This window comes from Gordonia sp. G4 (assembly GCF_057770005.1).
On record NZ_CM173442.1, the window covers coordinates 3,366,979 to 3,390,259 of the forward strand.

Annotated in this window: 21 protein-coding genes; 13 read left to right on the top strand and 8 right to left on the bottom strand. The window is 68.8% G+C overall.

Annotated features, from left to right (window positions below; all coding sequences use genetic code 11):
- Positions 1–47: 47 nt before the first annotated feature.
- Positions 48–344: a WhiB family transcriptional regulator gene (locus tag AC3B5T_RS15095; protein ID WP_010841865.1), complete on the bottom strand. Its 297-nt coding sequence runs from the start codon at positions 342–344 to the stop codon at positions 48–50.
- Positions 345–759: 415 nt separating this feature from the next.
- Here AC3B5T_RS15095 and AC3B5T_RS15100 point away from each other — a divergent pair, with 415 nt between their 5' ends.
- The 3 genes from AC3B5T_RS15100 to AC3B5T_RS15110 all read left to right on the top strand — a co-directional run bounded on the left by AC3B5T_RS15100 (position 760) and on the right by AC3B5T_RS15110 (position 3,541).
- A complete protein-coding gene (locus AC3B5T_RS15100) occupies positions 760–1,713 on the top strand; it encodes a hypothetical protein (protein ID WP_488357665.1) in 954 nt (317 codons plus the stop codon).
- A 174-nt stretch (positions 1,714–1,887) separates the two neighbouring features.
- Complete coding sequence (locus AC3B5T_RS15105) at positions 1,888–2,475, top strand: sigma-70 family RNA polymerase sigma factor (RefSeq protein ID WP_488357666.1); 588 nt, start codon at positions 1,888–1,890, stop codon at positions 2,473–2,475.
- Entirely contained in the window at positions 2,459–3,541 is a 1,083-nt protein-coding gene (locus tag AC3B5T_RS15110) for an anti-sigma-D factor RsdA (RefSeq protein ID WP_055474854.1), read from the top strand. Before AC3B5T_RS15105 ends, AC3B5T_RS15110 begins: the two co-directional genes overlap by 17 nt.
- Before the next feature lie 124 nt (positions 3,542–3,665).
- On the opposite strand, the gene AC3B5T_RS15115 is transcribed toward AC3B5T_RS15110, so the two are convergent.
- Positions 3,666–4,055 carry a DUF5319 domain-containing protein gene (locus AC3B5T_RS15115; RefSeq protein ID WP_004019191.1) on the bottom strand — a complete coding sequence of 130 codons (390 nt, stop codon included), beginning with the start codon at positions 4,053–4,055 and terminating at the stop codon, positions 3,666–3,668.
- A gap of 148 nt (positions 4,056–4,203) precedes the next feature.
- On the opposite strand from AC3B5T_RS15115, the gene guaB reads away from it, so the two are divergent.
- The 4 genes from guaB to AC3B5T_RS15135 all read left to right on the top strand — a co-directional run bounded on the left by guaB (position 4,204) and on the right by AC3B5T_RS15135 (position 10,215).
- Positions 4,204–5,715 (top strand): IMP dehydrogenase, encoded by a 1,512-nt coding sequence (guaB, locus tag AC3B5T_RS15120; RefSeq protein WP_010841870.1) that lies wholly within the window; start codon positions 4,204–4,206, stop codon positions 5,713–5,715.
- Between the two features lie 87 nt (positions 5,716–5,802).
- The gene (locus AC3B5T_RS15125) at positions 5,803–6,960 is read left to right on the top strand and encodes a GuaB3 family IMP dehydrogenase-related protein (RefSeq protein ID WP_010841871.1); all 1,158 of its coding nucleotides are present in this window, start codon (positions 5,803–5,805) and stop codon (positions 6,958–6,960) included.
- A 308-nt stretch (positions 6,961–7,268) separates the two neighbouring features.
- Positions 7,269–8,258 (top strand): IS481 family transposase, encoded by a 990-nt coding sequence (locus AC3B5T_RS15130; RefSeq protein WP_488358775.1) that lies wholly within the window; start codon positions 7,269–7,271, stop codon positions 8,256–8,258.
- Positions 8,259–8,436: 178 nt separating this feature from the next.
- Positions 8,437–10,215, top strand: coding sequence for a GMC family oxidoreductase N-terminal domain-containing protein (locus AC3B5T_RS15135; protein WP_488357667.1), 1,779 nt, complete (start codon positions 8,437–8,439; stop codon positions 10,213–10,215).
- A gap of 49 nt (positions 10,216–10,264) precedes the next feature.
- Here the strand turns inward: AC3B5T_RS15135 and AC3B5T_RS15140 are convergent, their stop codons facing one another.
- The 3 genes from AC3B5T_RS15140 to AC3B5T_RS15150 are packed head-to-tail and all read right to left on the bottom strand — an operon-like array spanning position 10,265 to position 12,184.
- A complete protein-coding gene (locus tag AC3B5T_RS15140) occupies positions 10,265–10,867 on the bottom strand; it encodes an energy-coupling factor transporter transmembrane component T family protein (protein WP_010841873.1) in 603 nt (200 codons plus the stop codon).
- Complete coding sequence (locus AC3B5T_RS15145; protein WP_488357668.1) at positions 10,864–11,538, bottom strand: energy-coupling factor ABC transporter ATP-binding protein; 675 nt, start codon at positions 11,536–11,538, stop codon at positions 10,864–10,866. Before AC3B5T_RS15145 ends, AC3B5T_RS15140 begins: the two co-directional genes overlap by 4 nt.
- Positions 11,539–11,557: 19 nt before the next feature.
- The gene (locus AC3B5T_RS15150; protein ID WP_488357669.1) at positions 11,558–12,184 is read right to left on the bottom strand and encodes a biotin transporter BioY; all 627 of its coding nucleotides are present in this window, start codon (positions 12,182–12,184) and stop codon (positions 11,558–11,560) included.
- Between the two features lie 97 nt (positions 12,185–12,281).
- On the opposite strand from AC3B5T_RS15150, the gene guaA reads away from it, so the two are divergent.
- Positions 12,282–13,892, top strand: coding sequence for a glutamine-hydrolyzing GMP synthase (gene guaA, locus AC3B5T_RS15155; protein WP_442902688.1), 1,611 nt, complete (start codon positions 12,282–12,284; stop codon positions 13,890–13,892).
- Between the two features lie 79 nt (positions 13,893–13,971).
- Here guaA and AC3B5T_RS15160 read toward each other — a convergent pair whose 3' ends face one another.
- Together AC3B5T_RS15160 and AC3B5T_RS15165 are read right to left on the bottom strand one after the other, a co-directional pair.
- The gene (locus AC3B5T_RS15160) at positions 13,972–14,226 is read right to left on the bottom strand and encodes a hypothetical protein (protein ID WP_488357670.1); all 255 of its coding nucleotides are present in this window, start codon (positions 14,224–14,226) and stop codon (positions 13,972–13,974) included.
- Positions 14,223–15,635, bottom strand: a complete 1,413-nt coding sequence (locus tag AC3B5T_RS15165) for a PspC domain-containing protein (RefSeq protein WP_488357671.1) — start codon at positions 15,633–15,635, stop codon at positions 14,223–14,225. The genes AC3B5T_RS15160 and AC3B5T_RS15165 overlap by 4 nt, the downstream gene beginning before the upstream one ends.
- Before the next feature lie 171 nt (positions 15,636–15,806).
- Here AC3B5T_RS15165 and AC3B5T_RS15170 point away from each other — a divergent pair, with 171 nt between their 5' ends.
- Together AC3B5T_RS15170 and AC3B5T_RS15175 are read left to right on the top strand one after the other, a co-directional pair.
- Positions 15,807–17,084, top strand: coding sequence for a PspC domain-containing protein (locus tag AC3B5T_RS15170; protein ID WP_488357672.1), 1,278 nt, complete (start codon positions 15,807–15,809; stop codon positions 17,082–17,084).
- Positions 17,081–17,815 (top strand): LuxR C-terminal-related transcriptional regulator, encoded by a 735-nt coding sequence (locus AC3B5T_RS15175; RefSeq protein ID WP_488357674.1) that lies wholly within the window; start codon positions 17,081–17,083, stop codon positions 17,813–17,815. Before AC3B5T_RS15170 ends, AC3B5T_RS15175 begins: the two co-directional genes overlap by 4 nt.
- 20 nt (positions 17,816–17,835) lie before the next feature.
- Here the strand turns inward: AC3B5T_RS15175 and AC3B5T_RS15180 are convergent, their stop codons facing one another.
- Positions 17,836–19,101, bottom strand: coding sequence for a serine/threonine-protein kinase (locus AC3B5T_RS15180; protein ID WP_044506368.1), 1,266 nt, complete (start codon positions 19,099–19,101; stop codon positions 17,836–17,838).
- Between the two features lie 78 nt (positions 19,102–19,179).
- Between AC3B5T_RS15180 and AC3B5T_RS15185 the strand changes: the two genes are divergently transcribed.
- The 3 genes from AC3B5T_RS15185 to AC3B5T_RS15195 all read left to right on the top strand — a co-directional run bounded on the left by AC3B5T_RS15185 (position 19,180) and on the right by AC3B5T_RS15195 (position 23,020).
- Positions 19,180–20,205: an Rv2578c family radical SAM protein gene (locus AC3B5T_RS15185; RefSeq protein WP_488357675.1), complete on the top strand. Its 1,026-nt coding sequence runs from the start codon at positions 19,180–19,182 to the stop codon at positions 20,203–20,205.
- Positions 20,206–20,465: 260 nt separating this feature from the next.
- Positions 20,466–21,296, top strand: a complete 831-nt coding sequence (locus AC3B5T_RS15190; protein WP_488357676.1) for a hypothetical protein — start codon at positions 20,466–20,468, stop codon at positions 21,294–21,296.
- Entirely contained in the window at positions 21,296–23,020 is a 1,725-nt protein-coding gene (locus AC3B5T_RS15195) for a DNA polymerase Y family protein (RefSeq protein WP_014926204.1), read from the top strand. The genes AC3B5T_RS15190 and AC3B5T_RS15195 overlap by 1 nt, the downstream gene beginning before the upstream one ends.
- Positions 23,021–23,281: the final 261 nt, after the last annotated feature.

The following is a 23,281-nucleotide window of genomic DNA, read 5'->3' on the forward strand; positions in this document are numbered from 1 at the left end:
GGGATGCCCGGCTCTCGCCGCTGTCGGGTGGGCTCGACGCCCTGGACTCAGCTGGCCATACGGCGGCCGACGCCGCGCTTCATCAAGATGCTGCGCTCGGATTCGGAGAGACCGCCCCAGATGCCGTACGGCTCCGCGACCGCGAGGGCGTGCTCCCGGCACTGCGCGATGACCGGGCACTGGTGACACATTTCTTTGGCTCGCCGCTCGCGCTGCGCTCGGGCCCGGCCGCGTTCGCCGTCCGGATGGAAGAACATCGACGAGTCGACGCCGCGGCAGAGTCCTGACATCTGCCAGTCCCAGATGTCAGCGTTGGGGCCGGGGAGATGATTGGGCTGAGGCATGACAGCTACTCCTTGTCGTGGGCCGCACCGAGGTGCTCGGTGAGAAACGTCGATTTCCTGCAACGCTGAACTCACATTAAGCGGGCCTGAGAAATGGCGTCAATAGGCCCCAAATGGGACATGATTGCCGCGAAAGTCTCAGAAATGTTAACGGCGGGTTAGTTCGTCTCCGACGGATAGCACAGCTGTGACCAGACATTCCGTTGCCCCCCGAATCAGGTGACTCCACCCCATTTGAGCTGGGTATTCACTCGACATGACGTAGTCTTTCCCCGGTGCGCGGAGTGTGAGGGTGTGGTGACGTCGATCGAACCGATTTACACGTCGGAAATCTTCCGATGATGCACCCGTGATCTGTCCGGAGAATTAACGTTGGGAATCGTTCGTTAAATTCATGCAAACCAAAAGAGTTCGAGTGACCAAGAACACCTGGCAGGCGTTCGAGAATGCCGTTGAGCTGCGTCGACACCCGTCGATGGAGCCCGCGGTGGCTCCGCTGTTTCGGGCCTGGGCCGACGCGGTCTCATCGGGTGGGCGCGGGGAGTACGCCGGCGCGCTCACGGCACTGACGGAGCTGGAGAGGGTGATCGGTCCGTCGACGGGCCCGGCGGCGTCCCTCGCCCCGGAGACCGCACTGTTGTCGCTGTGTCAGAGCACCCGTGCGTCGCTGGTTCGCCAGGCCGGGCGTCACCGGATCGCCTCCGGAATCGACGGCCGGTCCCTCCTCACCGTCGGCATCCCGGACAGCCGGCCGTCGACGGGCTCGCCGGACCCGGCCGAGGTGTCGCTGACGCGAGCCGCGGTCGCGGACGGACTCGTCGGGCTCGCGGCCGACAATCTGGGTCTGCTGAGGTTCGGTGCCGCGCGCCGGCTGCTCGACCGGGCGAGGGCGGTCCTCGACGCCGTGGACGGTCCATCGTCGGGAACGACCCCCGACGGTTGGTCGTGGCGGCCGGCGGACGCGGACTGGACGACGGCGACCCGCTGCCGACTGCGCTGGGAATGGGTGAGCGCCGAACTCGGTCTGTATCGCGGTGACGTCTCGACCGGGCTCGACCATGCCCGGGCGGGGGCCTCGCTGATCCGGGAGATGCACGACGCGGGGACTCCGGTCCCGGCCCGGCATCGCATCAAGACCGCGCTCATCGCCGCTGCCGCCACCGCCGGTGGAGGGGACAGGGGCGGCGCGGCCACGGTTGCGCGGGATGTCGTCGCCGACGCTCGCGACGAGGGTCTGCTCCCGCTGGAGTGGGCGGCGATGAGCCTGCTGCTGGGTACCGGAGCGGCGTCCGAGGGCGACATCGCGCGCCACCGCGAGCTCCGCGCCACGCTGATCGGCAAGGGCATGGCGCTGATGCCGGGGGGTTGATCGCTAAGGTGTGTTGGGGTCTGCCACGTCATCGCCGCCGGGACGTCGGAGAACGCTGCTCGCCAGTCGCGTTCCACGACGGTCGCCACCGGCGGCGTCACCGTGCTGGGGCCCGTACCAGGACTGGCGGCGAGGCCGGTTGGCCGATCTGTAACACGGGGATTCCTACGCGCGATGAAATTGACAGGTGGTGAGTTGAACGACGCCGTCCGGGCCGCGGGCCAAGGCGATCGTGACGCTCTCACGTCAGTTCTCGAAAGCGTGCAGGAGCCGATCCTGCGCTACTGCCGAGGACGCATCGGGGTCGGGGAACGTCATCTGTTCTCCGCCGACGACATCGCGCAGGAGGCTTTGATGGCGGTGATGACCGCACTGCCCCGTTACCGGGACCAGGGCAAACCGTTCATGGCCTTCGTCTACGGCATCGCGTCGCACAAGGTTGCCGACGCCATGCGGGTGGCGGCACGGGTGAAGTCGGACCCGGTCGAGGAGATCCCCGAGGTCTCGCACGTGACCGGCGGTCCCGAGCAGTTCGCCATCGACGCCGACGGCAGCAGGCGGATGAGAGCCCTGCTGGGCATCCTGCCCGAGAAACAGCGCGAGGTGCTGGTCCTGCGGCTGATCGTCGGTATGTCGGCGGAGGAGACCGCCCAGGCCATCGGCAGCACCGCCGGAGCGGTGCGAGTCGCCCAGCACAGGGCATTGGCGAAGTTGAAAGACGAGTTGAGACGGACAGGAGGTCACGATGAGCGGACAGTCTGATTGGCGTAGACGCCGTGTCGTCGGCGGTGACCAGCCGAATCGACCCGGCCAGCCACCGGTCCATCGGCGTGCGCCCGGTTCGAGCGGTCCGGCGCCCACCGGCCCCGGACCCCTGGACCCGGTCCCGTCGGGCGCGAATCCCGCGTTCGATCCAGCCGCCCACGATTTTTCCGCAGCCGACGACTCGCTGGACCTCTCCGAGGTCAACTTCGACGAGAACTTCCTCGACGCGCTCACCCGGGACGTGCCTGTGCCGACCCGGGACGCCGCGGAGTACCAGCTGGCCGAGATGCTGTCGGGCTGGAAGTCCGAGATCATGTCCACCCCCGAGCCGGAGCTGGTCTCCGTCGACGATGTCGAGCGCGCGATCGGGACCACCGAGCGGGCGAGCCGCGGACGCCGCATGGTGCGGCACCTTCGCGTCGTGTCGGGTGCGGCCGCGATCGTCATCGTCGCCGCTGCCGGTCTGACCGTGCTCTCCGAGGGCTCGCAACCCGGCGATCCGCTGTGGGGCATCAAGCAGGTCGTGTTCTCCGAGGCCGCGTCGCAGACGCAGGCGGCGCACGACGTCCGTACGAATCTCGAGCGTGCCGAGGCCGCGATCGCGGCGGGTGATCCGGTCGCGGCCGCCAGTCTGCTGGCCGAGGCGAAGGACCGCATGGGTCCCATGGGCGACAACGAGATGCGCGACGAGATGACCGACTGGATGAACCGCATCCGCGCGGGCGCGGGTCTGCCGACGGAGGTCACCGATCCCACGACGCCGGGCGGCGCGGAGCAACCGGCCACGACAGAGCCGACTCGACCCGATCTGACCAGCCGTGAGGACGATCCGTCGGCACCAGGCGAGTCGACCCCGCCCGGTGGCGGGTCCGACGATCCGACCGCGCCGTCCGAGGAGACGAGCGAGCCGGAGGTCCCGTCGTCCGCACCGCCGTCGAGCGGACCGGCTCAGCCGTCCGCGCCGTCGTCGAGCACCAAGGTCACGCGTTTCCCGGCCGAGATCCCCGGGATTCCGTGGACCCCGCCGCCCGGCGTGGACGCGTCGGGTCGGCCGATCGGCTGACCGGACTCCGCAACGACCGGTCGCCGATCACGAGCCCGGATTCACGAGTGAGGCCCCGCACCGGACCGGTGCGGGGCCTCACTCGTGGTTGTGACGTCGGGGAGTCGGCGGATCGCCGGGTTCGTCAGCGTTCGTCGTCGAGATGGCTACGCGCGTCGGCGTAGCCGCGGCAGTAGTCCCACGTGACGTAAGCGTCGGGGCGTGGGTCCACGGCCGGCTCGTGGGGCCGCACGGTGCCATCGATGAGAAGCTGGATCAGATTGGCGCGCAGCATGTCCCAGTCGTGATAGTGATCCTCGTGGCAGTCCTCGCAGACCACGACGAGACCGCGCACACCGCGATTGGTCAGCAACGCCTCGTACAGTGCGAGATCGGCGAGATCCTCTTCGACCGCGAGCCGCTCGTTCTCGTCCAGCGGGATACCCGGCTCCACGCTGTCCAGTGCGGATGCGGGGTCGCTGGGATCGTCGGCGAACGGATCCGGCGGGAGGCCGGGTGGCAGGTGGTCACGCACATCACCACCGTAGCCGATCCGCGGCTGGTCGCGCCGCAGGCATTCACCGGTCCCGGACGCCGGTGATGCGGACGGGTCGGGCCGTCTCACCGGCACGAAGACGCCTGTGTGACGATCGCCGCACCAGGGGAGTCGATACGATGGTCCGATGACTGCTGTTCGTACCGGTGGAGACGATCCCGGCAAGGTCGCGATGCTCGGCCTGACCTTCGACGACGTCCTGTTGCTGCCCTCGGCGTCGGACGTGATTCCCAGCGAGGTCGACACCTCGTCGCGGGTGACCAAGAACGTGACGCTGCGGGTCCCGCTGGTGAGTTCGGCGATGGACACCGTGACCGAGTCCCGCATGGCGATCGCGATGGCGCGCGCCGGCGGCATGGGCGTCCTGCACCGAAATCTGTCCATCGAGGAGCAGGCCGGCCAGGTCGAGACGGTCAAGCGCTCGGAGGCCGGAATGGTCACCGATCCGGTCACCTGCACGCCGTCCCACACGCTCGCCGAGGTGGACGCGATGTGTGCGCGCTACCGCATCTCCGGCCTGCCGGTCGTCGATGAGAAGGGTGAGCTCGTCGGCATCATCACCAACCGCGACATGCGGTTCGAGGTCGACCAGAGCCGTCCGGTCGCCGAGGTCATGACCAAGGCGCCGCTCATCACCGCCCAGGAAGGGGTCTCCGCGGAGGCCGCGCTGGGACTGCTGCGCCGGCACAAGATCGAGAAGCTGCCGATCGTCGACGGCAACGGACGCCTGACCGGACTCATCACCGTCAAGGACTTCGTCAAGACCGAGCAGCATCCGCTCGCGACCAAGGACTCCGACGGACGGCTTCTCGTCGGTGCCGCTGTCGGTACCGGCGACCCGCAGTGGGACCGTGCGATGGCACTGGCCGACGCCGGCGCCGACGTGATCATCGTGGACACCGCCCACGCGCACAACCGGCTCGTGCTCGACATGGTGGCCAAGCTCAAGGCCGAGGTCGGCGACCGAGTGGACGTGGTCGGCGGCAACGTCGCGACCCGTGAGGCCGCGCAGGCACTCGTCGACGCCGGTGCCGATGCGGTGAAGGTCGGCGTCGGACCGGGTTCGATCTGCACCACGCGTGTCGTCGCCGGCGTCGGCGCCCCGCAGATCACCGCCATCCTCGAAGCCGTGGCGGTCTGCCAGAAGGCAGGCGTCCCCGTCATCGCCGACGGCGGTCTGCAGTACTCCGGCGACATCGCCAAGGCGCTCGCCGCCGGTGCGTCGACCGCGATGCTCGGCTCGCTGCTCGCGGGCACCGCCGAGGCCCCCGGCGAATTGGTCCTCGTCAACGGCAAGCAGTTCAAGAGCTACCGGGGCATGGGCTCGCTCGGTGCGATGCAGGGGCGCGGGCAGGCGAAGTCGTACTCCAAGGACCGCTACTTCCAGGACGACGTCCTCAAGGAGGAGAAGCTGGTTCCCGAGGGCATCGAGGGGCGTGTGCCGTTCCGCGGCCCGTTGTCCCAGGTCATCCACCAGCTGGTCGGCGGCCTGCGTGCCGCCATGGGCTACACCGGCGCCTCGACGATCCCGGATCTGCAGACCGCGCGGTTCGTCCAGATCACCGCGGCCGGACTCAAGGAATCCCATCCGCACGACATCACGCTGACCGCCGAGGCGCCCAACTACTACTCCCGCTGAACTCCCCGAGGTCGTTCCCGCCGGATTCGTCCGGCGGGCAAGGCCGTATGGTCGTTGTGCAGCTGAACCCCGCAGAAAGGCGCAGTGGTGCGTGACCTCGTCGAAATCGGCATGGGCCGGACGGCCCGACGGACCTACGAACTGGGCGACATCAGCATCGTCCCCTCCCGTCGGACCCGTTCGTCCAAGGACGTCTCCACGGCGTGGCAGATCGATGCCTACCGTTTCTCCTCACCGATCCTGAGTCATCCGACCGATGCGCTGGTGTCGCCGTCGGTCGCGATCGAGCTCGGCAGGCTCGGTGCGCTCGGTGTCCTGAACGGTGAGGGGCTGTGGGCCCGTCACCGCGACGTCGAGGCGAAGATCGAGGAACTGGTCGCGATCGCGGCCGGGGATCCGGATCCCTATGCGGCGGTTCGGCATCTGCAGAAGCTGCATGCGGCTCCGCTCGACAGCGGGCTGTTGGGCGAGGCCGTGGCGCAGGTCCGCGAGGCCGGCGTCACCACGGCCGTTCGGGTCAGCCCCCAGCACGCGCCGGAACTGACCCCGGCTCTGTTGGCCGCCGGGGTGGAGATCCTGGTGGTCCACGGGACGATCATCTCGGCCGAGCACGTGGCGCAGGTCGACGCCGACGGCACCCAGCGGGAACCGCTGAATCTGAAGACCTTCATCGCCGATCTCGACGTACCCGTCATCGCGGGCGGCGTGCACGACCACCGCACCGCGCTGCACCTGATGCGGACGGGCGCGGCGGGCGTGATCGTCGGTTACGGTTCGGCCGCCGGGGCCACCACGACCGGCGAGGTCCTCGGCATCGGTGTCCCGATGGCGACCGCCATCGCCGACGCCGCCGCCGCGCGTCGCGACTACCTGGACGAGACGGGTGGTCGCTACGTGCACGTCATCGCCGACGGCGACATCCACAGCTCGGGCGACCTGATCAAGGCGATCGCCTGCGGAGCCGACGCCGCGGTGCTCGGAACCTCGCTCGCCACAACGAGTTCGGCACCCGGCAACGGCTGGTACTGGCCGTCGGCCGCCGCGCACCCCGACACCCCGCGCGGTGCCCTTCTGCAGGTCGCCGCGGGTGAGGACCGTCCGAGTCTCGAGCGGGTCCTCAACGGGCCCTCCGACGATCCGTACGGCGAGCTCAACGTCGTCGGTGCGTTGCGTCGCGCCATGGCGAAGGCCGGGTACTGCGATCTGAAGGAGTTCCAGCGCGTGGGGTTGTCCGTCCACGCCTGATCTCCGTGGCCGCTCCCTGAGGTGCGAGGAGCGCAAGCGACGAGCCACGAAGGGCGTGGTGAGTTGCCTTGCGATGCCCTTCGTGGCTCGCTTCGCTCGCACCTCAGGGAGCAAGAAATTCGGACGCTCACGAGTGTTCTTTCGTAGTCCACGACGGCCGCCAGGCCGCAGTTACTGAGGTGCGAGGAGCGCTGGTGTACTGACCACGGACGTTAGGTACGGCTTACGGCGTGGCGTGGTGACATGGAGAAGACCTCCGAGTGGAGTGCGAGCTGTCTAAGGAACGCTCCCCAGCCTCGGAGGTCTTCGTGTCCCACCGTAATGCCCCATTGTCAGAAACCGGGCGTCTGCGTCTGGCCCGCTGCATCGTTGAGGACGGTTGGTCGCTGCGCCGTGCCGCTGAACGATTCCAAGTCGCGGTCACCACCGCTCAGCGATGGGCTCGGCGTTACCGCGAGCAGGGACCGGCGGGCATGGCCGACCGCAGCTCACGCCCCCACCACAGCCCCAATCAGACTCCGACGCGCACCGAGCGGCGCATCATCAAAGTCCGCGTGCTGCGTCGCTGGGGCCCAGCCCGTATCGCGTATCTGCTCGGGCTCAACGTCTCCACCGTGCACCGGGTCTTGAGCCGGTACAAGCTGGCCCGTCTGCGCTGGCTGGACCGTCCCACTGGGCGGGTCATCCGACGGATGGAGTCCGCCGCTCCCGGCGATCTGGTGCACGTTGATGTCAAGAAACTCGGCAAGATCCCCGCCGGCGGCGGATGGCGCATGCTCGGTCGAACCCAGGGCAACCACAACTCGCAAGCCGATAAAAGTTCAGGACGCCGTAGCAAGTGGGGCGATCCGCTGCGGGGACACCATTTCCTGCACACCGCCCTCGATGCCCACTCCCGACTGGTGTACTCCGAGATTCTGGCTGACGAGCGCAAACAGACCGCCGCCGACTTCTGGGAACGGGCCAACGCCTGGTTCCTGGAGTGCGGATTCACGGTCCGGAATGTATTGACTGACAACGGTTCCTGTTACCGATCCCATGTCTTCCGTGACGCGCTCGGTGAGGTCAAGCATCGCCGGACCCGCCCCTATCGGCCACAGACCAACGGCAAGGTGGAACGGTTTCACCGCACTCTGGCCGATGAATGGGCCTACGCGCGGCTCTACACCAGCGACGCCGAACGCTGCGCTGAGTACTCAAGCTGGCTGCATCACTACAATCACCACCGCGGCCACACCTCACTCAAAGGTCGATCACCCGCCGACCGCGTACCTAACCTCTCAGGTCAGTACAGCTAGCGCAGCCACGCCCTGCTCCCTGGGGTGCGAGGAGCGTAAGCGCAGCCACGTCTGCTCCCTGAGGTGCGAGGAGCGTAAGCGCAGCCACGCCCTGCTCCCTGAGGTGCGAGGAGCGCTGGCGACGAGCCTCGAAGGGTTAGGGTGACCTGGGTCTCTTTATGTGACAATGCACGTTAGTATGGTCACCATGGGTTTCGACAGGTCCACCGAACGCGCCACCGACTTCGACGTCCTGATCGTCGGCTCCGGCTTCGGCGGCAGTGTGAGTGCGTTGCGTCTCGTGGAGAAGGGGTATCGCGTCGGCGTCGTCGAGGCGGGTCGTCGTTTCGAGGACGAGGACTTCGCCAAGACCAGCTGGCGCCTCAACCGGTGGTTGTGGGCCCCGAAGCTGGGTCTGTACGGCATCCAGCGCATCCACGCGCTCAAGGACGTGATGATCCTGGCCGGCGCGGGGGTCGGCGGTGGATCGCTCAACTACGCCAACACCCTGTACAAGCCCCCGACACCGTTCTTCACCGATCCCCAGTGGAACCACATCACCGACTGGGAGGACGAGCTCGGTCCGTACTACGACCAGGCGCGCCGGATGCTCGGGGTGGTCACCAACCCGACGGTCACCGCCTCCGACCGCGTGGTCGCCGAAGTCGCCGCCGAGATGGGTGTCGGCGACACAGTGACCCCGACCCCGGTCGGTGTGTTCTTCGGTGCGAAGACGGGTCTGGCCGGGGCGCCCGGTGAGACCGTCCGCGACCCGTATTTCGGCGGTGCGGGCCCGGACCGGACCGCCTGCACCGAATGCGGAGCGTGCATGACCGGGTGCCGGGTGGGCGCCAAGAACACCCTGCTGAAGAACTATCTGGGTCTCGCGGAACGCAACGGCGCCACCATCATCGACCGCACCACGGTGGACTCGCTGCACGAGCGCGCCGACGGTGTCTGGGAGGTGGGTACGCATCACTCGTCCTCGTGGGGGCCGCTCGGACGTCGTCGGCGCACGATCACCGCGGGTCAGGTGATCCTGGCGGCCGGCACGTTCAACACCCAACGACTCCTGCACCACGCGAAACTCGGTTCGCTGCCCCGGATCTCGGATGCGATGGGCAGGCTCACGCGGACCAACTCGGAGTCGATCCTGGGTGCGATGGGTTCGCGGATCGACCCGGAGAACGACTACTCGCGCGGTGTCGCGATCACCTCGTCGTTCTATCCCGAGCCGAACACGCACATCGAACCGGTGCGATATGGCAAGGGCTCCAACGCGATCGCGTACCTGCAGACCCTGCTCACCGACGGGGGGAGCCGGCGTGACCGGTTCGGCCAGTTCCTGCGGCAGGTCGCCCGCAACCCGTTCCTGCTGGTGCGGTTGCTCGTGGTGCGGCAGTGGAGCGAGCGGACCGTGATCGCGCTCGTCATGCAGAACAACAACAATTCGTTGACCACGTTCGTCCGCAAGCGCGGACCGCTGCGGTATGTCACCAGCAAGCAGGGTCACGGCGAGCCCAACCCGACGTGGATTCCCAAGGGCAACGAGGCAACTCGCCGGATCGCGGCGAAACTGAACGGCGGCGTCGCCGGCGGGACCTGGGGTGACATCGTCAACATGCCGCTGACCGCGCACTATCTCGGCGGGTGCGCGATCTCCGACGACCCGGACGACGGCGTCATCGACCCCTACCAGCGCGTGTGGAACTACCCGACACTGCACATCGCCGACGGCGCGTCGGTGTCGGCGAACCTCGGTGTCAACCCGTCGCTGACGATCTGTGCGCAGGCGGAGCGGGCGGCGGCCCTGTGGCCCAACAAGGGTGAACAGGATCGTCGTCCGGCGCAGGGCGAGCCGTACCGCCGCATCGAGCCGACCACGCCGACGTCGCCGGTGGTCCCGGCCGACGCACCGGGCGCTCTGCGGCTGCCGATCATCCCGCTCACACCGGTCACCGCCCAGCGGATCTCGTAGCAACAGTGCGCAAATAGCGCGCACTGTGACTACGAAATCCCGGGTCGCCTCAGTCCAGTCCGCGCGCGGTCAGCGTGTCGGCGAAGCCGTCGGCGGTACGCAGCGCGGCGAGTACGACCGGGGCGACGAGGATGCGCGGACCCGGCCGCAGCCCGCGCGCCTTGCGCGCTTCGTCGACCTCCCGCACCACCTCGACCATCAGCGGGATCGCCCGGATGGTCAACGCCAGTGCGAGGGCGATGAGGTCGACGCGCACCCCGAGACGGGCGAGGGGACCGAGCGCACGGACGATCGTGTCGAGCATGTCGGTGGTGCGGGTGGTCAGCGAGACGACCGCCGCGAGCGCGACCGACAGTGCGAGCACGCCGCAGACGACCACCGCCCGTCGCCAGTCGGTGAAGACGACCTGGAAGGCGAAGATGAACAGCAGCAGCCACAGCAATGGTCGCAGCTGACGCCAGGCCTCGCGGGGACCGATGCCTCCCAGCGCGTAGACGCACGCGACTCCGACCGTGGCGATGCCGAGCGCGGTCAGCGAGCGGACCGTCAGTGACAGCACCAGGATCAGCACGCCCATCGCGACGAACTTGACGCCCGCGGGCAGGCGGTGCAGCACGGTGGTGCCGGGACGGTAGACGCCGAGGACGTTCACGACATCATCTCGCGGTAGGCGGCGAGCGCTGGTCGGGGTTCGTCGTCGGCGACGACACGTCCCTCGTCGACGACGATGACGCGGTCGAAATCGGCCAGGATGTCGAGGTCGTGACTGACGACGACGAGTTGCTCGTCGAGTGTCGCGAACACGTCGGTGAGCATGCGGGTGTTGCGCAGGTCGAGCAGGGTGGTGGGCTCGTCGGCGACGATGATCGCCGGGTCGGTCACGAAGATCGAGGCCAGGGCGAGGAGTTGCTTCTGTCCGCCCGACAGCCGCTGCGCGGGATGGTCGGCGTGGTCGCCGAGTCCGAAGCGCGCGAGTACCTCGAGGGCACGGTCGGCGCGTGCGGCCTTGCCGAGATCGGTTCGGCGGAGCGACAGTTCGATGTCCTCACGGACGGTCGGCATGATGATCTGACGGTCGGGGTCGGAGAAGATGAACCCCACCCGGCGTCGGATCTCGCGCTTGTTCTTCGCGACGGTGAGCCCGTCGACGGTGACGGTCCCGGAGTCCGGGATGACGAGGGCGTTGATCATCCGCGCCAGCGTCGACTTGCCGCTCCCGTTGGCGCCGACGATGCCGATCCGCCTCTCCGCCAACGTCAGTGAGACCTCGCGCAGGACGACGCGGTCGCCGTAGGCGTGGGAGACGTCGGTGAACTCGATCATCGCCGGCGGGGCGGGACGGTCAGCCGGCCACAGAGCCGGCGCGGCGCGGGCGCAGGGGTTCGATGAGACCGGGGCGGCCGCGGTGGACCTGCGCGGCGACCAGGGCTGCGATGACGACCTTGGCGATGTCGCCGGGGATGAACGGGCCGTTGGTGGTGATCGCCGCCCACACGGTCAGGTCGGTGCGGATGAGCAGGCCGAGGACCCCGCACGCGTACAGCACGACGATGCCGCCGAGCGCGTTGATGCCGATGCCCCACAGCACGCGGTACTTGCCGTAGCCCGTCGAGATCATGATCGCGGTCAGCACGCCGATGACGATCACCGCGGGCAGGAACCCGATGAAGTATCCGGCGGTCGGGGACGACAGCGCGGTCAGGCCGTTGCGCCCGCCGGACAGGATCGGGAGCCCGGCGATCGCGAGGACCATGAAGATGATCACGGCCAGCGTGCCCTTCTTCGGGCCCAGGACGGCGCCGGCGAGGATGACCCCGAGCGATTGGAGGGTGATGGGCACACCGCTGGTGCCGATGTTGATGGTTCCCGGCAGACCGAGCGCGGCGATCAGCGCGGCGAACACGGCGGCCTGGGTGAGGTCGCCGATGCTCAGCGACCAGCGGTTGGGGGATTTCGGCGATGCAGTCATGTCGATTCCGGAGTATTTCACGCGGGCGTCGCGGGTCCGCACCCGCCGGGCGGGGTGACCAGGTACGGACCCCGGCACGCCCACTAGACTCGGCCCGGTGACAGACACTTCTTCTGCGAACTCGTCCTCTGCCGAGGATTTCCTCGAGGGCCCGCGGCCGGTGCTCGTCGTCGACTTCGGGGCGCAGTACGCGCAGCTGATCGCCCGCCGGGTGCGCGAGGCGCGCATCTACTCCGAGGTGATCTCCCACGACGTCCCGATCGAGAAGATCCAGGAGAAGGACCCGGTCGCGATCATCCTGTCGGGCGGTCCGTCGTCGGTGTACGCCGAGGACGCACCCGACCTCGATCCCGCCCTCTTCGACCTCGACGTCCCGGTGTTCGGCATCTGCTACGGGTTCCAGGCGATGGCGGACACGCTGGGCGGCGAGGTCGCCAACACCGGCGGACGCGAGTTCGGTCGCACGACGCTGACGGCCAACGGCGAAGGCGTGCTCCATCAGGGTCTCTCGGAAACCCAGCCGGTGTGGATGAGCCACAATGACGCCGTCCAGAGCGCGCCCGAGGGATTCACCGTCACCGGATCGACCCCCGGCGCGCCGGTGGCGTCCTTCGAGAACCTGAAGCGCCGCATGGCCGGTGTGCAGTACCACCCCGAGGTGCTGCACACGCCGCACGGCCAGCAGATCCTCACGCGCTTCCTCTACGAGATCGCCGGCCTCGAGGCCACCTGGACCGCCGCCAACATCGCCGATGCCCTGATCGACGCGGTCGCCGATCAGATCGGTGACGGACGGGCCATCTGCGGGCTCTCCGGCGGTGTGGACTCCGCGGTCGCGGCGGCGCTCGTGCAACGGGCCATCGGCGACCGGCTGACATGCGTCTTCGTCGATCATGGGTTGCTGCGTGCGGGTGAGCGCGAGCAGGTGCAGCACGACTTCGTGGGCGCTACCGGCGCCAAACTCGTCACCGTCGACGCCGCGGACACCTTCCTGCGTGAGTTGTCCGGCGTGAGCGACCCCGAGACCAAGCGCAAGATCATCGGCCGGGAGTTCATCCGGTCGTTCGAGGGCGCGGTCAGCGAGGTCCTCGGCGAGGAGGCCGAGGCGGGGGAGAAGGTCGAGTTCCTGGTCCAGGGCACGCTCTATCCCGACGTCGTCGAGTCCGGCGGCGGGAGCGGAACCGCGAACATCAAGAGCCATCACAACGTCGGCGGTCTGCCCGACGACCTCGAGTTCAGCCTGGTCGAACCACTGCGGCTGCTCTTCAAGGACGAGGTTCGCGCGGTCGGTCGCGAACTGGGACTCCCCGAGGAGATCGTCGCGCGTCAGCCGTTCCCCGGGCCCGGCCTGGCGATCCGGATCGTCGGCGAGGTCACCGGCGACCGTCTGGAGACGTTGCGCAAGGCCGATCTGATCGCACGCGAGGAACTCACCGCCGCCGGACTCGACTCACAGATCTGGCAGTGCCCGGTGGTGCTGCTCGCCGACGTGCGCAGCGTGGGCGTCCAGGGCGACGGCCGGACCTACGGTCACCCGATCGTCCTGCGCCCGGTGTCGAGCGAGGACGCGATGACGGCCGATTGGACCCGCGTGCCCTACGAGGTGCTGGAGATCATCTCGACCCGCATCACCAACGAGGTGGCCGAGGTCAATCGCGTGGTCCTGGACGTGACGAGCAAACCGCCGGGCACCATCGAGTGGGAATGACCCGAACGAGAGCGGCCGGTGGCATCTGCCACCGGCCGCTTTTCTGACTGCCCGCCTCGAGTCCGGCGGCGAGTCGAGGTCAGCCGCGAGATCGCGTCCCCGACACGATCAGCACGATCCCGACGAGCAGACCGATCCCGACCGCGACCCACCCGAGGTCGGCGGCATCGGGTAGTGCCGGCCCGTCGGCGAGTCCCCAGCCGGCCACCGCGAGGGCGGCGATTCCCAGGAGCCCCAGACCCGGCGCGCGATGAGTGGACACGCATCCATGGTGATCGGCGTTGTCGGCGGTCGCCGGGTTGTCCGCGCCGTAGGCGTCGTCGTGAGCGTTCATCGCAGGACCTGAACCTCTCCCATCCCGGTACGGGCATCGATCTGCAGGACCGGGCCGTCGGTGCCGTCACGCCCGCCGTCGAGTCCGGTGGGGCAGGTGTAGTCGCCGATGCCGGTCTGGCAGTCGGCGCGCACGTTCATCGTGTCCGGGACGTGGACCTTGATCGTCCCGACACCGGTCTCGAGTCGCACCGTGCGGTCGGCGGTGAGGTCCACCTCGCGCAGATCCAGGGTCATCTCACCCACGCCGAGTGTGTACTCGGCCTCGATGTCTTTCTCGCTCAATGGTTTCCACTCGCGGTCGCCGGCTCCGCCGGGCGGTAGGGGACTGGACAGGCCGTTCACGCCCGAGATCACGGTGGTGACGACGACGGCTGCCCCGAGGGTGACCGCGATCGGCACGAGGCCGGTGCTGTGCTCGCCGGTTCGGCGCCGGATGAACGCCGCGACCAGGAGTCCCGCGCCGACGACGGCGAGGGAGAGCGACAGGATGTGCGGCACGGTGAACCAGTCGACGCCCATCTGGTGTAGGCCCGCGCCGACGGCGCCCACGATGATCGCGAGACCGATCACGATCAGGGTGAGAGGTGAGCGCCGGCGCCTGCGGACGGCGGGGTCGGCCGGGGTGGTCGGCTCGGGCAGGTCCCAGGCGAACCGTGCCGCCCCCAGCGGATCCCACGCCGGCGGGGTCGCGTCGAGTGCTGCGCTCTTCTCGAGGTCGACCCGTGGCGCTGCTGTGGCCGGGTGTTCGGCGGGCGAGTCCCCGGTGGTCGGGGATGTGGTCGGTGTTCCCGTCATGGGCGCTCCTGATGTCTGGAGACCGGGCGCGGTGACGGACCCACCGCCGGTCGGGTTGGTCATGGCTCGCGGCACCCACCGCTCGAACTGGCCGGCCGCCGGTGGCGGGACGACGATGTCGGTGACCGCCGCCGTGTCGATGCTGGTGCCGACCGGTGGGGTCGGGGTCCGCAGGTACAGCAGGAACCAGCCGCCGAGCATCAGGATCGCGCCGACGAGTCCGCCCGACCCCCAGGTGCGGTTGGGCCCGATGGAGGTGACGATGACGATCGCGAGGACGGCCAGCACGATGACCTGCGGGTTGCCCAGTCCGTGCATCGAGTTGTGCGACGCGGTGTGGCCGGCGCGAGAGGAATCTGCGCGGAGCGCGTCGGCGCGAGCGCGACCGGCGCCCGGGAACGCGACCCAGGCCGCGAGATAGAGGATGAGTCCGCTGCCGCCGAAGAACGCCGCCACCACGAATGCGACCTTCACCAGGGTCGGGTCGACGCGGTAGCGAGCGGCTATGCCGGTGCACACGCCGGCGATCGTCCGATCGTCGCGCCGGTACGGGCGGGTCGACCACAAGCCCTGGAGCTGCTGCTGGAACTGCTTCGTGTCCATGACGATCATCGTGCCGCTCGCACGGCCCCGGACACATCGGGTGATCCCCTGAATTGTCCCCCGGAAGAAGCCGGTTCGTGGGGGTGGTGAAGCGACACACCCTGAGATCGAGACCCATGAACCGGGGTTGACCCCGATGTCTCGGAGCCGAACGCATGGGACGATCGAGGAGTGAATCGAATGGAGGTCGAGCCGGTCCCCAGGCTGGTGCGCCGGGACGGCGGCCGCGTGGTCGCCGGTGTCGCCGGTGGAATCGCCGATCATCTCGGGGTCGAGGTGTTCCGCGTGCGGATCGTCTTCGTGGTCCTGGCCGCGCTGGCCGGTGCCGGGGTCGCCGCCTACGGACTGCTCTGGTTCTTCTGCCCGCAGGGCGATGACACCGCCTCGCCGGCGCGGGGTGAACGCCGGCAATCCCTCGGCCTCGCGATGATCGGGCTGGTGGCGATGGCCGTGGTGGGCTTCGCGGCGTCGGGGACCCCGGCGGAATACCTGGTCCCGTTCGTCTTCATCGCGCTCGGTGCCAGCCTGGTGTGGCGCGAGTTCGACACGTCCCCTCGGGCACCGCGCACCCCGGCGCTCACCTGGACCCGGCTGATCGGTGGGGTCGCGCTCGTCGTCGGGGGACTGGTCGTCGTGGTGGTGGCGGGGGACCGCAGCTTCGGCGGGCTCAACTCCACGATCCTCGCGGTCGGGGCGACGCTCATCGGCGTCGTCCTGCTGACCGTGCCGCTGTGGATGCGGTTGCTGCGCACCCTCGACGAGGAGCGCGCCGCCCGGATCCGGAACGCCGAGCGTGAGGAGATCGCGTCGCATCTCCACGACTCGGTCCTGCAGACCCTGGCGCTGATACAGAAGAAGGCCGGCCGGCCCGAGGAGGTGGCGCGGCTGGCCCGGAGCCAGGAACGCGAACTGCGGGCGTGGCTGTTCGGCGACCCGGCGACCGAACGAGGTTCCCTCGCGGCAGCGCTGCGCAGTGTGGGAGCCGAGGTCGAGGACGCCTACGGAATCGAGGTGGAGATCATCACCGTCGGCGATCTGCGCCCCACCAACACCCGGGACGCCAGACGCTGGGCGGCCCTCGTCGGCGCGACCCGTGAAGCGTTGGTCAACGCCGCCAAGCACTCCGGCGAGCGCACGGTGGACGTGTACGGCGAGATCACCGACGACGAGGTGGAGGTGTATGTGCGCGACCGCGGTGTCGGCTTCGACCCCGAGATCGTCGACGACGACCGCCAGGGCATCTCGCGCTCGATCCGCGCGCGGGTGGAACGCATGGGCGGGCACGTGCGGATCACCTCGAGTCCCGAACGCGGAACCAACGTCGGCCTCATGATGCCGCGCGGTGACGGCGGTTCGATCGAGGAGCGACCGGACGCGGAGCGATCGGGACACGCCGAACGCACAGCCGAGATGACCATGCACGCAGTGGCCCCGACCGACAACAGGAAGGCACGATGACAGCGAGTTCGACGAGTCCCGACCCCTCCGGTCCCGTGACCGTCTACCTGGTCGACGACCATGCGGTCTTCCGCTCCGGGGTCCGTGCCGAACTGGCCGACGAGCCGGGTCTGCGCGTCGTCGGCGAGGCGGGTGCGGTGCCCGAGGCGATCGACGGGATCGTCTCGACGGCTCCGGACGTGGTCCTGCTCGACGTGCACATGCCGGCGGGCGGCGGGGTGGCGGTGCTGCGCGGTGTGCTCGATCGGATCGCCTCGGCCACAACAGCTTCGGCCATACCAGGTTCGACACGGCCCGGTTCGACACCGCCGGTGTTCCTCGCGTTGAGTGTGTCCGACGCCGCCGAGGACGTCATCGCGACGATCCGTGCAGGCGCGCGGGGTTACGTGACGAAGACGATCGCCGGGCCTGAACTCGCCGATGCGGTCCGGCGGGTCGCCGACGGCGACGCGGTGTTCAGTCCGCGGCTCGCAGGTTTCGTCCTCGACTCGTTCACCGGGAAGTCGTCGGCGCCCGAACCGCCCCTCGACCCCGAACTCGACTCGCTGACCAGGCGAGAGCTGGAGGTGTTGCGTCTGCTCGCGCGCGGATACACCTATCGCGAGATCGCCGAGGAGCTGTTCATCTCGATCAAGACGGTCGAGACGCATGCGTCGAATGTCCTGCGCAAGACCCAGCAGTCCAACCGCAACGCGCTCACGCGGTGGGCGGCCACCCGTCACATCGGTTGACGGGCCACCGCTCTGGCACCTCAGCGCAACAGCGCGATGGCGAGGACGACGACTACCGCGAGTACCGCGAAGAAGACGAAGATCGATACCGCGAGTGCGGTGCTCGACGTGCCCGGCGGCTGCGGGGGCGGATTGTACGACGGCTGTCGCCGATCAAACGGTTGTGACTGTCCGACAGGTGGTCTCGATGTGGACGAGTGCGGTTGCGGCGTCGACATGAGAGTCGGGGACATGCCCTGACGAGTGCGCGGGAGGTCGCGGGAGCCGCGATCGGCGGACATCGTCGGGGCGTACGGCGGCAGGGTGGCTGCGGCGGGGCGGTGTGTACCGGTCGTCGAGGACCGGTTGGTCCGCTGCGACCACACCGGCGTACCCGTCCCCGGTCGGGTGATGAGGCCGGTCAGGACCTGGTCGCGGGTGCCGCGTGAGCCGGCCGCGAACGAGGTGAGCAGGTCTCGTGCCTGACTCATCGTGGGGCGTTTGGTGGGACTGGGTTCGAGAAGTCGCAGCAGGACCGGCTCGAGTTCGGCGGCGTTCTTCATGGGAGTGATGCGGGCACGCGCGACCTTGTGCAGCAGGGCGATCGAATTGTCGTCGACACCGAACGGCGGCTGACCCTCGACCATCGTGTAGATGGTCGCACCCAGCGAGTACACGTCCGACGCCTCTTGCGGATCGGCTCCGCGCGCGACCTCGGGGGCGAAATATGCCGGTGTCCCGGTGATCACGCCGGTCTGGGTGAGCGTGACATCGTCCTTCGCCCGCGAGATCCCGAAGTCGGTGATCTTGACCAGTCCCGTGTGGCGGCCGCCCTCGGCGATCAGGATGTTGCCCGGCTTGATGTCGCGGTGCACGATCCCCGCGGCGTGGGCCTCGACCATCGCATCGGCCACCTGAGCACCGATCTGGGCGGCTTCGGCAGGTGTGAGAGTCTGTGTGGCATGGAGGATCTGGGCGACGCTGCGCGAGGGTAGGTATTCCATGACCAGCCAGGGCTCACCCCGGTCGAGGGCGACATCGTGCATGGCGATCGCATTGCGATGGGAGAGCTTCGCGGCGATGCGTCCCTCTCGCATCGCCCGCTGACGCACGTTGTCCGCGGATTCCTCGGTGAGACCCTCGGTGGAGACGACCTGCTTGACGGCGACGTCGCGGTCGAGGAGCTGGTCGCGGGCGAGCCACACGGTTCCCATGCCGCCCCCGCCGATCCGCGACTTCAGGCGGTATCGGCCGGCCACCAGGTATTGGGGACCTGGTGCATGACGGTGTCCGGCGGTGGTCGACATAGGGCGATGATAGCGGCGAGGCCATCGGGGCGGGCGCCGCACTTGACAGCCGTCTCGTACGTATGTGCGACTCGCTCCATGCGATGGTCCGATCAGGCGGTGGGGGTCGACGACGGGTCGCTTCCCGGGTTGAGCCGCTCGGGCCTGGTGCGGTCGGTGCGTACGCCCGACTTCGAGGGCATCACCTTCCACGAGGTGCTGGCCAAGAGTGCGCTCAATCGCATCCCGGATGCCTCGCAGCTCCCGTTCCAGTTCACGGTCAACACCTTTCGCGGGTGTACGCATGCCTGCCGCTACTGTTTCGCCCGGCCGACGCACGAGTACCTGGACCTCGACGCGGGCAACGACTTCGACACCGAGGTAGTGGTGAAGCTCAATGTCGCGGCGGTGTTGCGCAAGGAGCTCAAACGCCGGTCGTGGACCCGGGAGACGGTGGCACTGGGGACCAACACCGATCCCTACCAGCGCGCCGAGGGGCGTTATCGGCTCATGCCGGGGGTGATCTCCGCGCTCACCGAGTCCCGGACGCCGTTCTCGATCCTCACCAAGGGCACGTTGATCCGTCGTGACCTGCCGCTGTTGCGTCAGGCCGCGGGCGAGGTGTCGGTCAGCGTCGGGATCTCACTGGCGATCCTCGATCCGGATCTGCAGAAGAAGATCGAGCCGGGGACACCCTCGCCGCAGGCGCGGCTCGCGCTGATCCGGGATCTGGCCGATGCCGGCATCGCGCCGCATGTGATGGTGGCCCCCGTCATCCCCTACCTCACCGACTCCACCTCGCATCTCGATTCGTTGCTCGAGGCCCTCGCCGAGGCGGGCGCCTCGGGTGTGACCGCGTTCCCGATGCACCTGCGATCCTCGACCAAGCCCTGGTTCCTCGAATGGCTGGCCGAGGAACATCCGGCGCTCATCCGCCGCTACCGGGGTTTGTACGGACGTGGCGCCTATGTCACCCCGGAGTATTCGTCGTGGCTGCGTGACCGGATGAAACCTCTCGTGCACCGGCACGGCCTGGCGGGGTCCGGTGGTCTCCGGCAGTCGGGCCGGGACGCGCCGGCGACGGTCGCCGAGCCCGAGCTGCAGCACGCACTCACCCTGTTCTGATCACTGCCGTTCTGACCGGCACCGCGCTGAGCTGCGTCGATTCGGCGTGGGAACGCACATGCTTTGTCGTACAACGGATCTCGTCTTCGTTTGACGCTTGTCGGTGGTTGGTTCTACTCTCGAATCATCGAAACTGTGTTCGAACGATCTGCGGCCGAGGGTGCCCCTCGGGATCACTTCGGAGGGCAGTTCGAGAACCCTGATGCGCGCACCTTCCCGGCTCGCTCGAGTACCTCATGTCGACTGGAGGGTGTCCGGAAATGGATGTGTCAGCTGGTGTTGCCGTGACCGATGTCGCGGCCCGTGGCAGGGCGGACGAGCTGGCGGGGTTGCGCCGGCGGATGGCGGCCATGTCCGGCCGGCCCGACCAGCGGGTGGTCGAGGTCCGCGATCAGGCGGTGGGCGTACTCCCCATGCCGGAATCGCTGTCGGAGGTGCTGCCGCACAACGGGATTCCTCGCGGTACGGTCGTCCGGCTCGATGGTGCCCGCTCGGTGCTGGTCGCGATGATCGCAGCGGTGACCCGTGCGGGTGGGCAGGTGGGGATCGTCGGGTTGCCACGGTTGAGTCTGTTGTCGGCGGCGGAGATGGGTGCCGACCTGTCCCGTATCGCCACCATCCCCGAGCCCGGTCCCGATCCGGTCGAGGTGGCGGCGGTTCTGCTCGACGGTATGGACCTGGTGATCTTGGACCTTGCAAGCGACGGGGAGGGGACACGCCCGCGGGGCGAGACGGTGGCCCCGTCGCGTGCCCGGGTGGTCATGGGCCGCGTGCGCAAGCAGTCGTCGGTGCTGCTGGTGACCGGTGGCACCTGGCCGGGTGCGCAGCTGGCCGTCGAAGCCCGTGTCCTCACCTACCGGCACAGTCCACACCTACCCGGCCGGTCCGCTTCCCGCGCAGCCGGTCTCGATTCCGCACGCAGTGGCTACGGCCGCATCGGCGGGATGCGGTTGCAGGTCACGGTGTCCGGCCGCGGCCGGCGATCCGAGAGCACCGAGGTCGAGCTCCGGGCGGTGGGGCACGGCCCCGATCGCACGGTCGAGATGGTCGCGGCGGCGAGTGCCTCACCGGTGCTCGCGGTGGCGAACTGATGCCCCCCGGGGAGCCGGGGTCCCGGCGTATCCTCGCGCTCTGGTGCCCGGACTGGCCGGCGATGGCGGCATCGGCCGAGGCGGATCTACCCCCACTGCATCCGGTGGCGGTGCTGTCGGCGAATCGGGTGGTGGCCTGTTCGGCGTCGGCCCGGGCGGCCGGTGTCCGTCGCGGGATGCGCAAGCGTCAGGCGCAGGCGGCGTGTACGGAGATGACCGTGGTCACCGCCGATGAGAACCGGGACGGACGATTGTTCGAACCGGTGGTCGCCGCGGTCGCCGAGGTGATACCCGCTCTCGAAGTGCTCCGGCCAGGTCTCCTGGTGATCGCCGGCGACCGTGCGGCCCGCTATTTCGGGGGGATGGAGTCCCTCGCGGAGGAACTCGTCGACGTGGTGTCGGCATGTGGCATCGAGTCGCAGGTCGGCATCGCCGACGAGATCTTCACCGCCGTCCTCGCCGCCCGGCACGGACATCAGGTGGAGCCCGGCGGCGACCGGGAGTACCTCGCCGGCCGGCCCGTCGCCGATCTCGCCGTCGAACCCAGCATGAGCGATCCGTCCCGTGCCGATCTCGTCGAGTTGCTGCGCCGACTGGGGATCGGCACGATCGGGGCCTTCGCCGACATGTCCGTCACCGATGTCGCCACTCGGTTCGCCAGGGATGCGGTCGTCGCGCATCGGCTCGCCAACGCGTTGCCGGGGCGCGTCCCGTCGTCCCGCGGTGTGCCTGCCGAACTCGACGTCGACCACACCTGCGACCCCCCGGTCGACCGCATCGACGTCGCGGCGTTCATCGGCCGTACCCTCGCCGACGCGCTGCACCGACGCCTGCGTGATGCCGCGGTGGCCTGTACGCGACTCACCATCATCGCGACCACCGAACGCGGACAACAGCATTCACGAACCTGGCGCTGTGCCCAGCCGCTGACGCCGGAGACGACCGCGGACCGCATCCGATGGCAACTGGAGGGGTGGCTGACCGGCGCGGCGCGGCCTACCCCGCGGGTTGAGCCGGCACCGAGCGCAGCGAGGAGCCGAGTCGAAGCCCCCTACGGAGGCAAAGCGCAGGGGAGAAGGGCCCGGGACACCCGGCCCGACTCGCCGATCGTCCGGTTGCGCCTCGAGCCGGTCGAGGTCGTCGAGGCCGGTGCCCTGCACTACCAGCTCACCGACGATCTCGCCCGTGGCGGGTCGGCCGGTGAGCCCGACGTGGAGGAGCGCGCCCGGCGTTCACTGGTGCGGATACAGGGGTTGCTGGGCGGGGACGCGGTCCGCATTCCCGTGCTGAGCGGTGGCCGCGGTCCCGCCGAACGGATCACGATGGTCTCCCTGGGCGACGAGCCGGCTCCTCGCCGGGATCCACTGGCGCCGTGGCCCGGGCGTCTGCCGCAACCCAGCCCGACGGTGCTGGTGGAAACCGCGATCCACGTGCTCGACGCCACAGGACAACCGGTGAAGGTGACCGAACGCGGGGCGTTCACCGCCGAGCCGGTGACCGTGGCGCTGGCATCGTCCCGGGGCCGCCGATCGAGCTGGGGTCTGTACTGGTGGGCCGGGCCGTGGCCGGTCGGGAGTGCCGACCGCCCCGCCGGCGCGCCGGTGTCGGCCGGAGCCGGCGAGACGGGACTGATCGCCCGGGCGCAGGTGCTGCTCGACGATTCACGAGCCCTGTTGCTGTGCTATCGCGCCGGGGAGTGGATCGTCGAAGGGGTCTACGAGTGACTGCGTCTCGCGGAGTGGCCTTCGGGAAGAAACGCCGCATGGCGCGCACGTGGTTGTCGGTGACCGTGGAACTGCTCGGCGGTCGTGGTATTGAGCTATGGCCTTGCCCTGGAAGGGTTTTCGAGGTCGGACCGGCGCACACCTTCAAGGATCTGGCGACCGCCGTCGACGACGCGTTCGCCCGATGGGATCGTTCCCATCTGTCACTTTCACCCTGGACGACGGCAGGGTGGTCGCCGACGCTGCGCTCGGTGCCGACAT

What these genes read in the sequence shown, in the direction of transcription:
- AC3B5T_RS15095 (WP_010841865.1), bottom strand. Translation starts at nt 344, where the DNA reads ATGCCTCAGCCCAATCATCTCCCCGGCCCCAACGCTGACATCTGGGAC.
- AC3B5T_RS15105 (WP_488357666.1), top strand. Translation starts at nt 1,888, where the DNA reads ATGAAATTGACAGGTGGTGAGTTGAACGACGCCGTCCGGGCCGCGGGC.
- AC3B5T_RS15110 (WP_055474854.1), top strand. Translation starts at nt 2,459, where the DNA reads ATGAGCGGACAGTCTGATTGGCGTAGACGCCGTGTCGTCGGCGGTGAC.
- guaB (WP_010841870.1), top strand. Translation starts at nt 4,204, where the DNA reads ATGACTGCTGTTCGTACCGGTGGAGACGATCCCGGCAAGGTCGCGATG.
- AC3B5T_RS15135 (WP_488357667.1), top strand. Translation starts at nt 8,437, where the DNA reads ATGGTCACCATGGGTTTCGACAGGTCCACCGAACGCGCCACCGACTTC.
- AC3B5T_RS15145 (WP_488357668.1), bottom strand. Translation starts at nt 11,538, where the DNA reads ATGATCGAGTTCACCGACGTCTCCCACGCCTACGGCGACCGCGTCGTC.
- AC3B5T_RS15150 (WP_488357669.1), bottom strand. Translation starts at nt 12,184, where the DNA reads ATGACTGCATCGCCGAAATCCCCCAACCGCTGGTCGCTGAGCATCGGC.
- AC3B5T_RS15160 (WP_488357670.1), bottom strand. Translation starts at nt 14,226, where the DNA reads ATGAACGCTCACGACGACGCCTACGGCGCGGACAACCCGGCGACCGCC.
- AC3B5T_RS15165 (WP_488357671.1), bottom strand. Translation starts at nt 15,635, where the DNA reads ATGATCGTCATGGACACGAAGCAGTTCCAGCAGCAGCTCCAGGGCTTG.
- AC3B5T_RS15170 (WP_488357672.1), top strand. Translation starts at nt 15,807, where the DNA reads ATGGAGGTCGAGCCGGTCCCCAGGCTGGTGCGCCGGGACGGCGGCCGC.
- AC3B5T_RS15175 (WP_488357674.1), top strand. Translation starts at nt 17,081, where the DNA reads ATGACAGCGAGTTCGACGAGTCCCGACCCCTCCGGTCCCGTGACCGTC.
- AC3B5T_RS15180 (WP_044506368.1), bottom strand. Translation starts at nt 19,101, where the DNA reads ATGTCGACCACCGCCGGACACCGTCATGCACCAGGTCCCCAATACCTG.
- AC3B5T_RS15185 (WP_488357675.1), top strand. Translation starts at nt 19,180, where the DNA reads ATGCGATGGTCCGATCAGGCGGTGGGGGTCGACGACGGGTCGCTTCCC.
- AC3B5T_RS15190 (WP_488357676.1), top strand. Translation starts at nt 20,466, where the DNA reads ATGGATGTGTCAGCTGGTGTTGCCGTGACCGATGTCGCGGCCCGTGGC.
- AC3B5T_RS15195 (WP_014926204.1), top strand. Translation starts at nt 21,296, where the DNA reads ATGCCCCCCGGGGAGCCGGGGTCCCGGCGTATCCTCGCGCTCTGGTGC.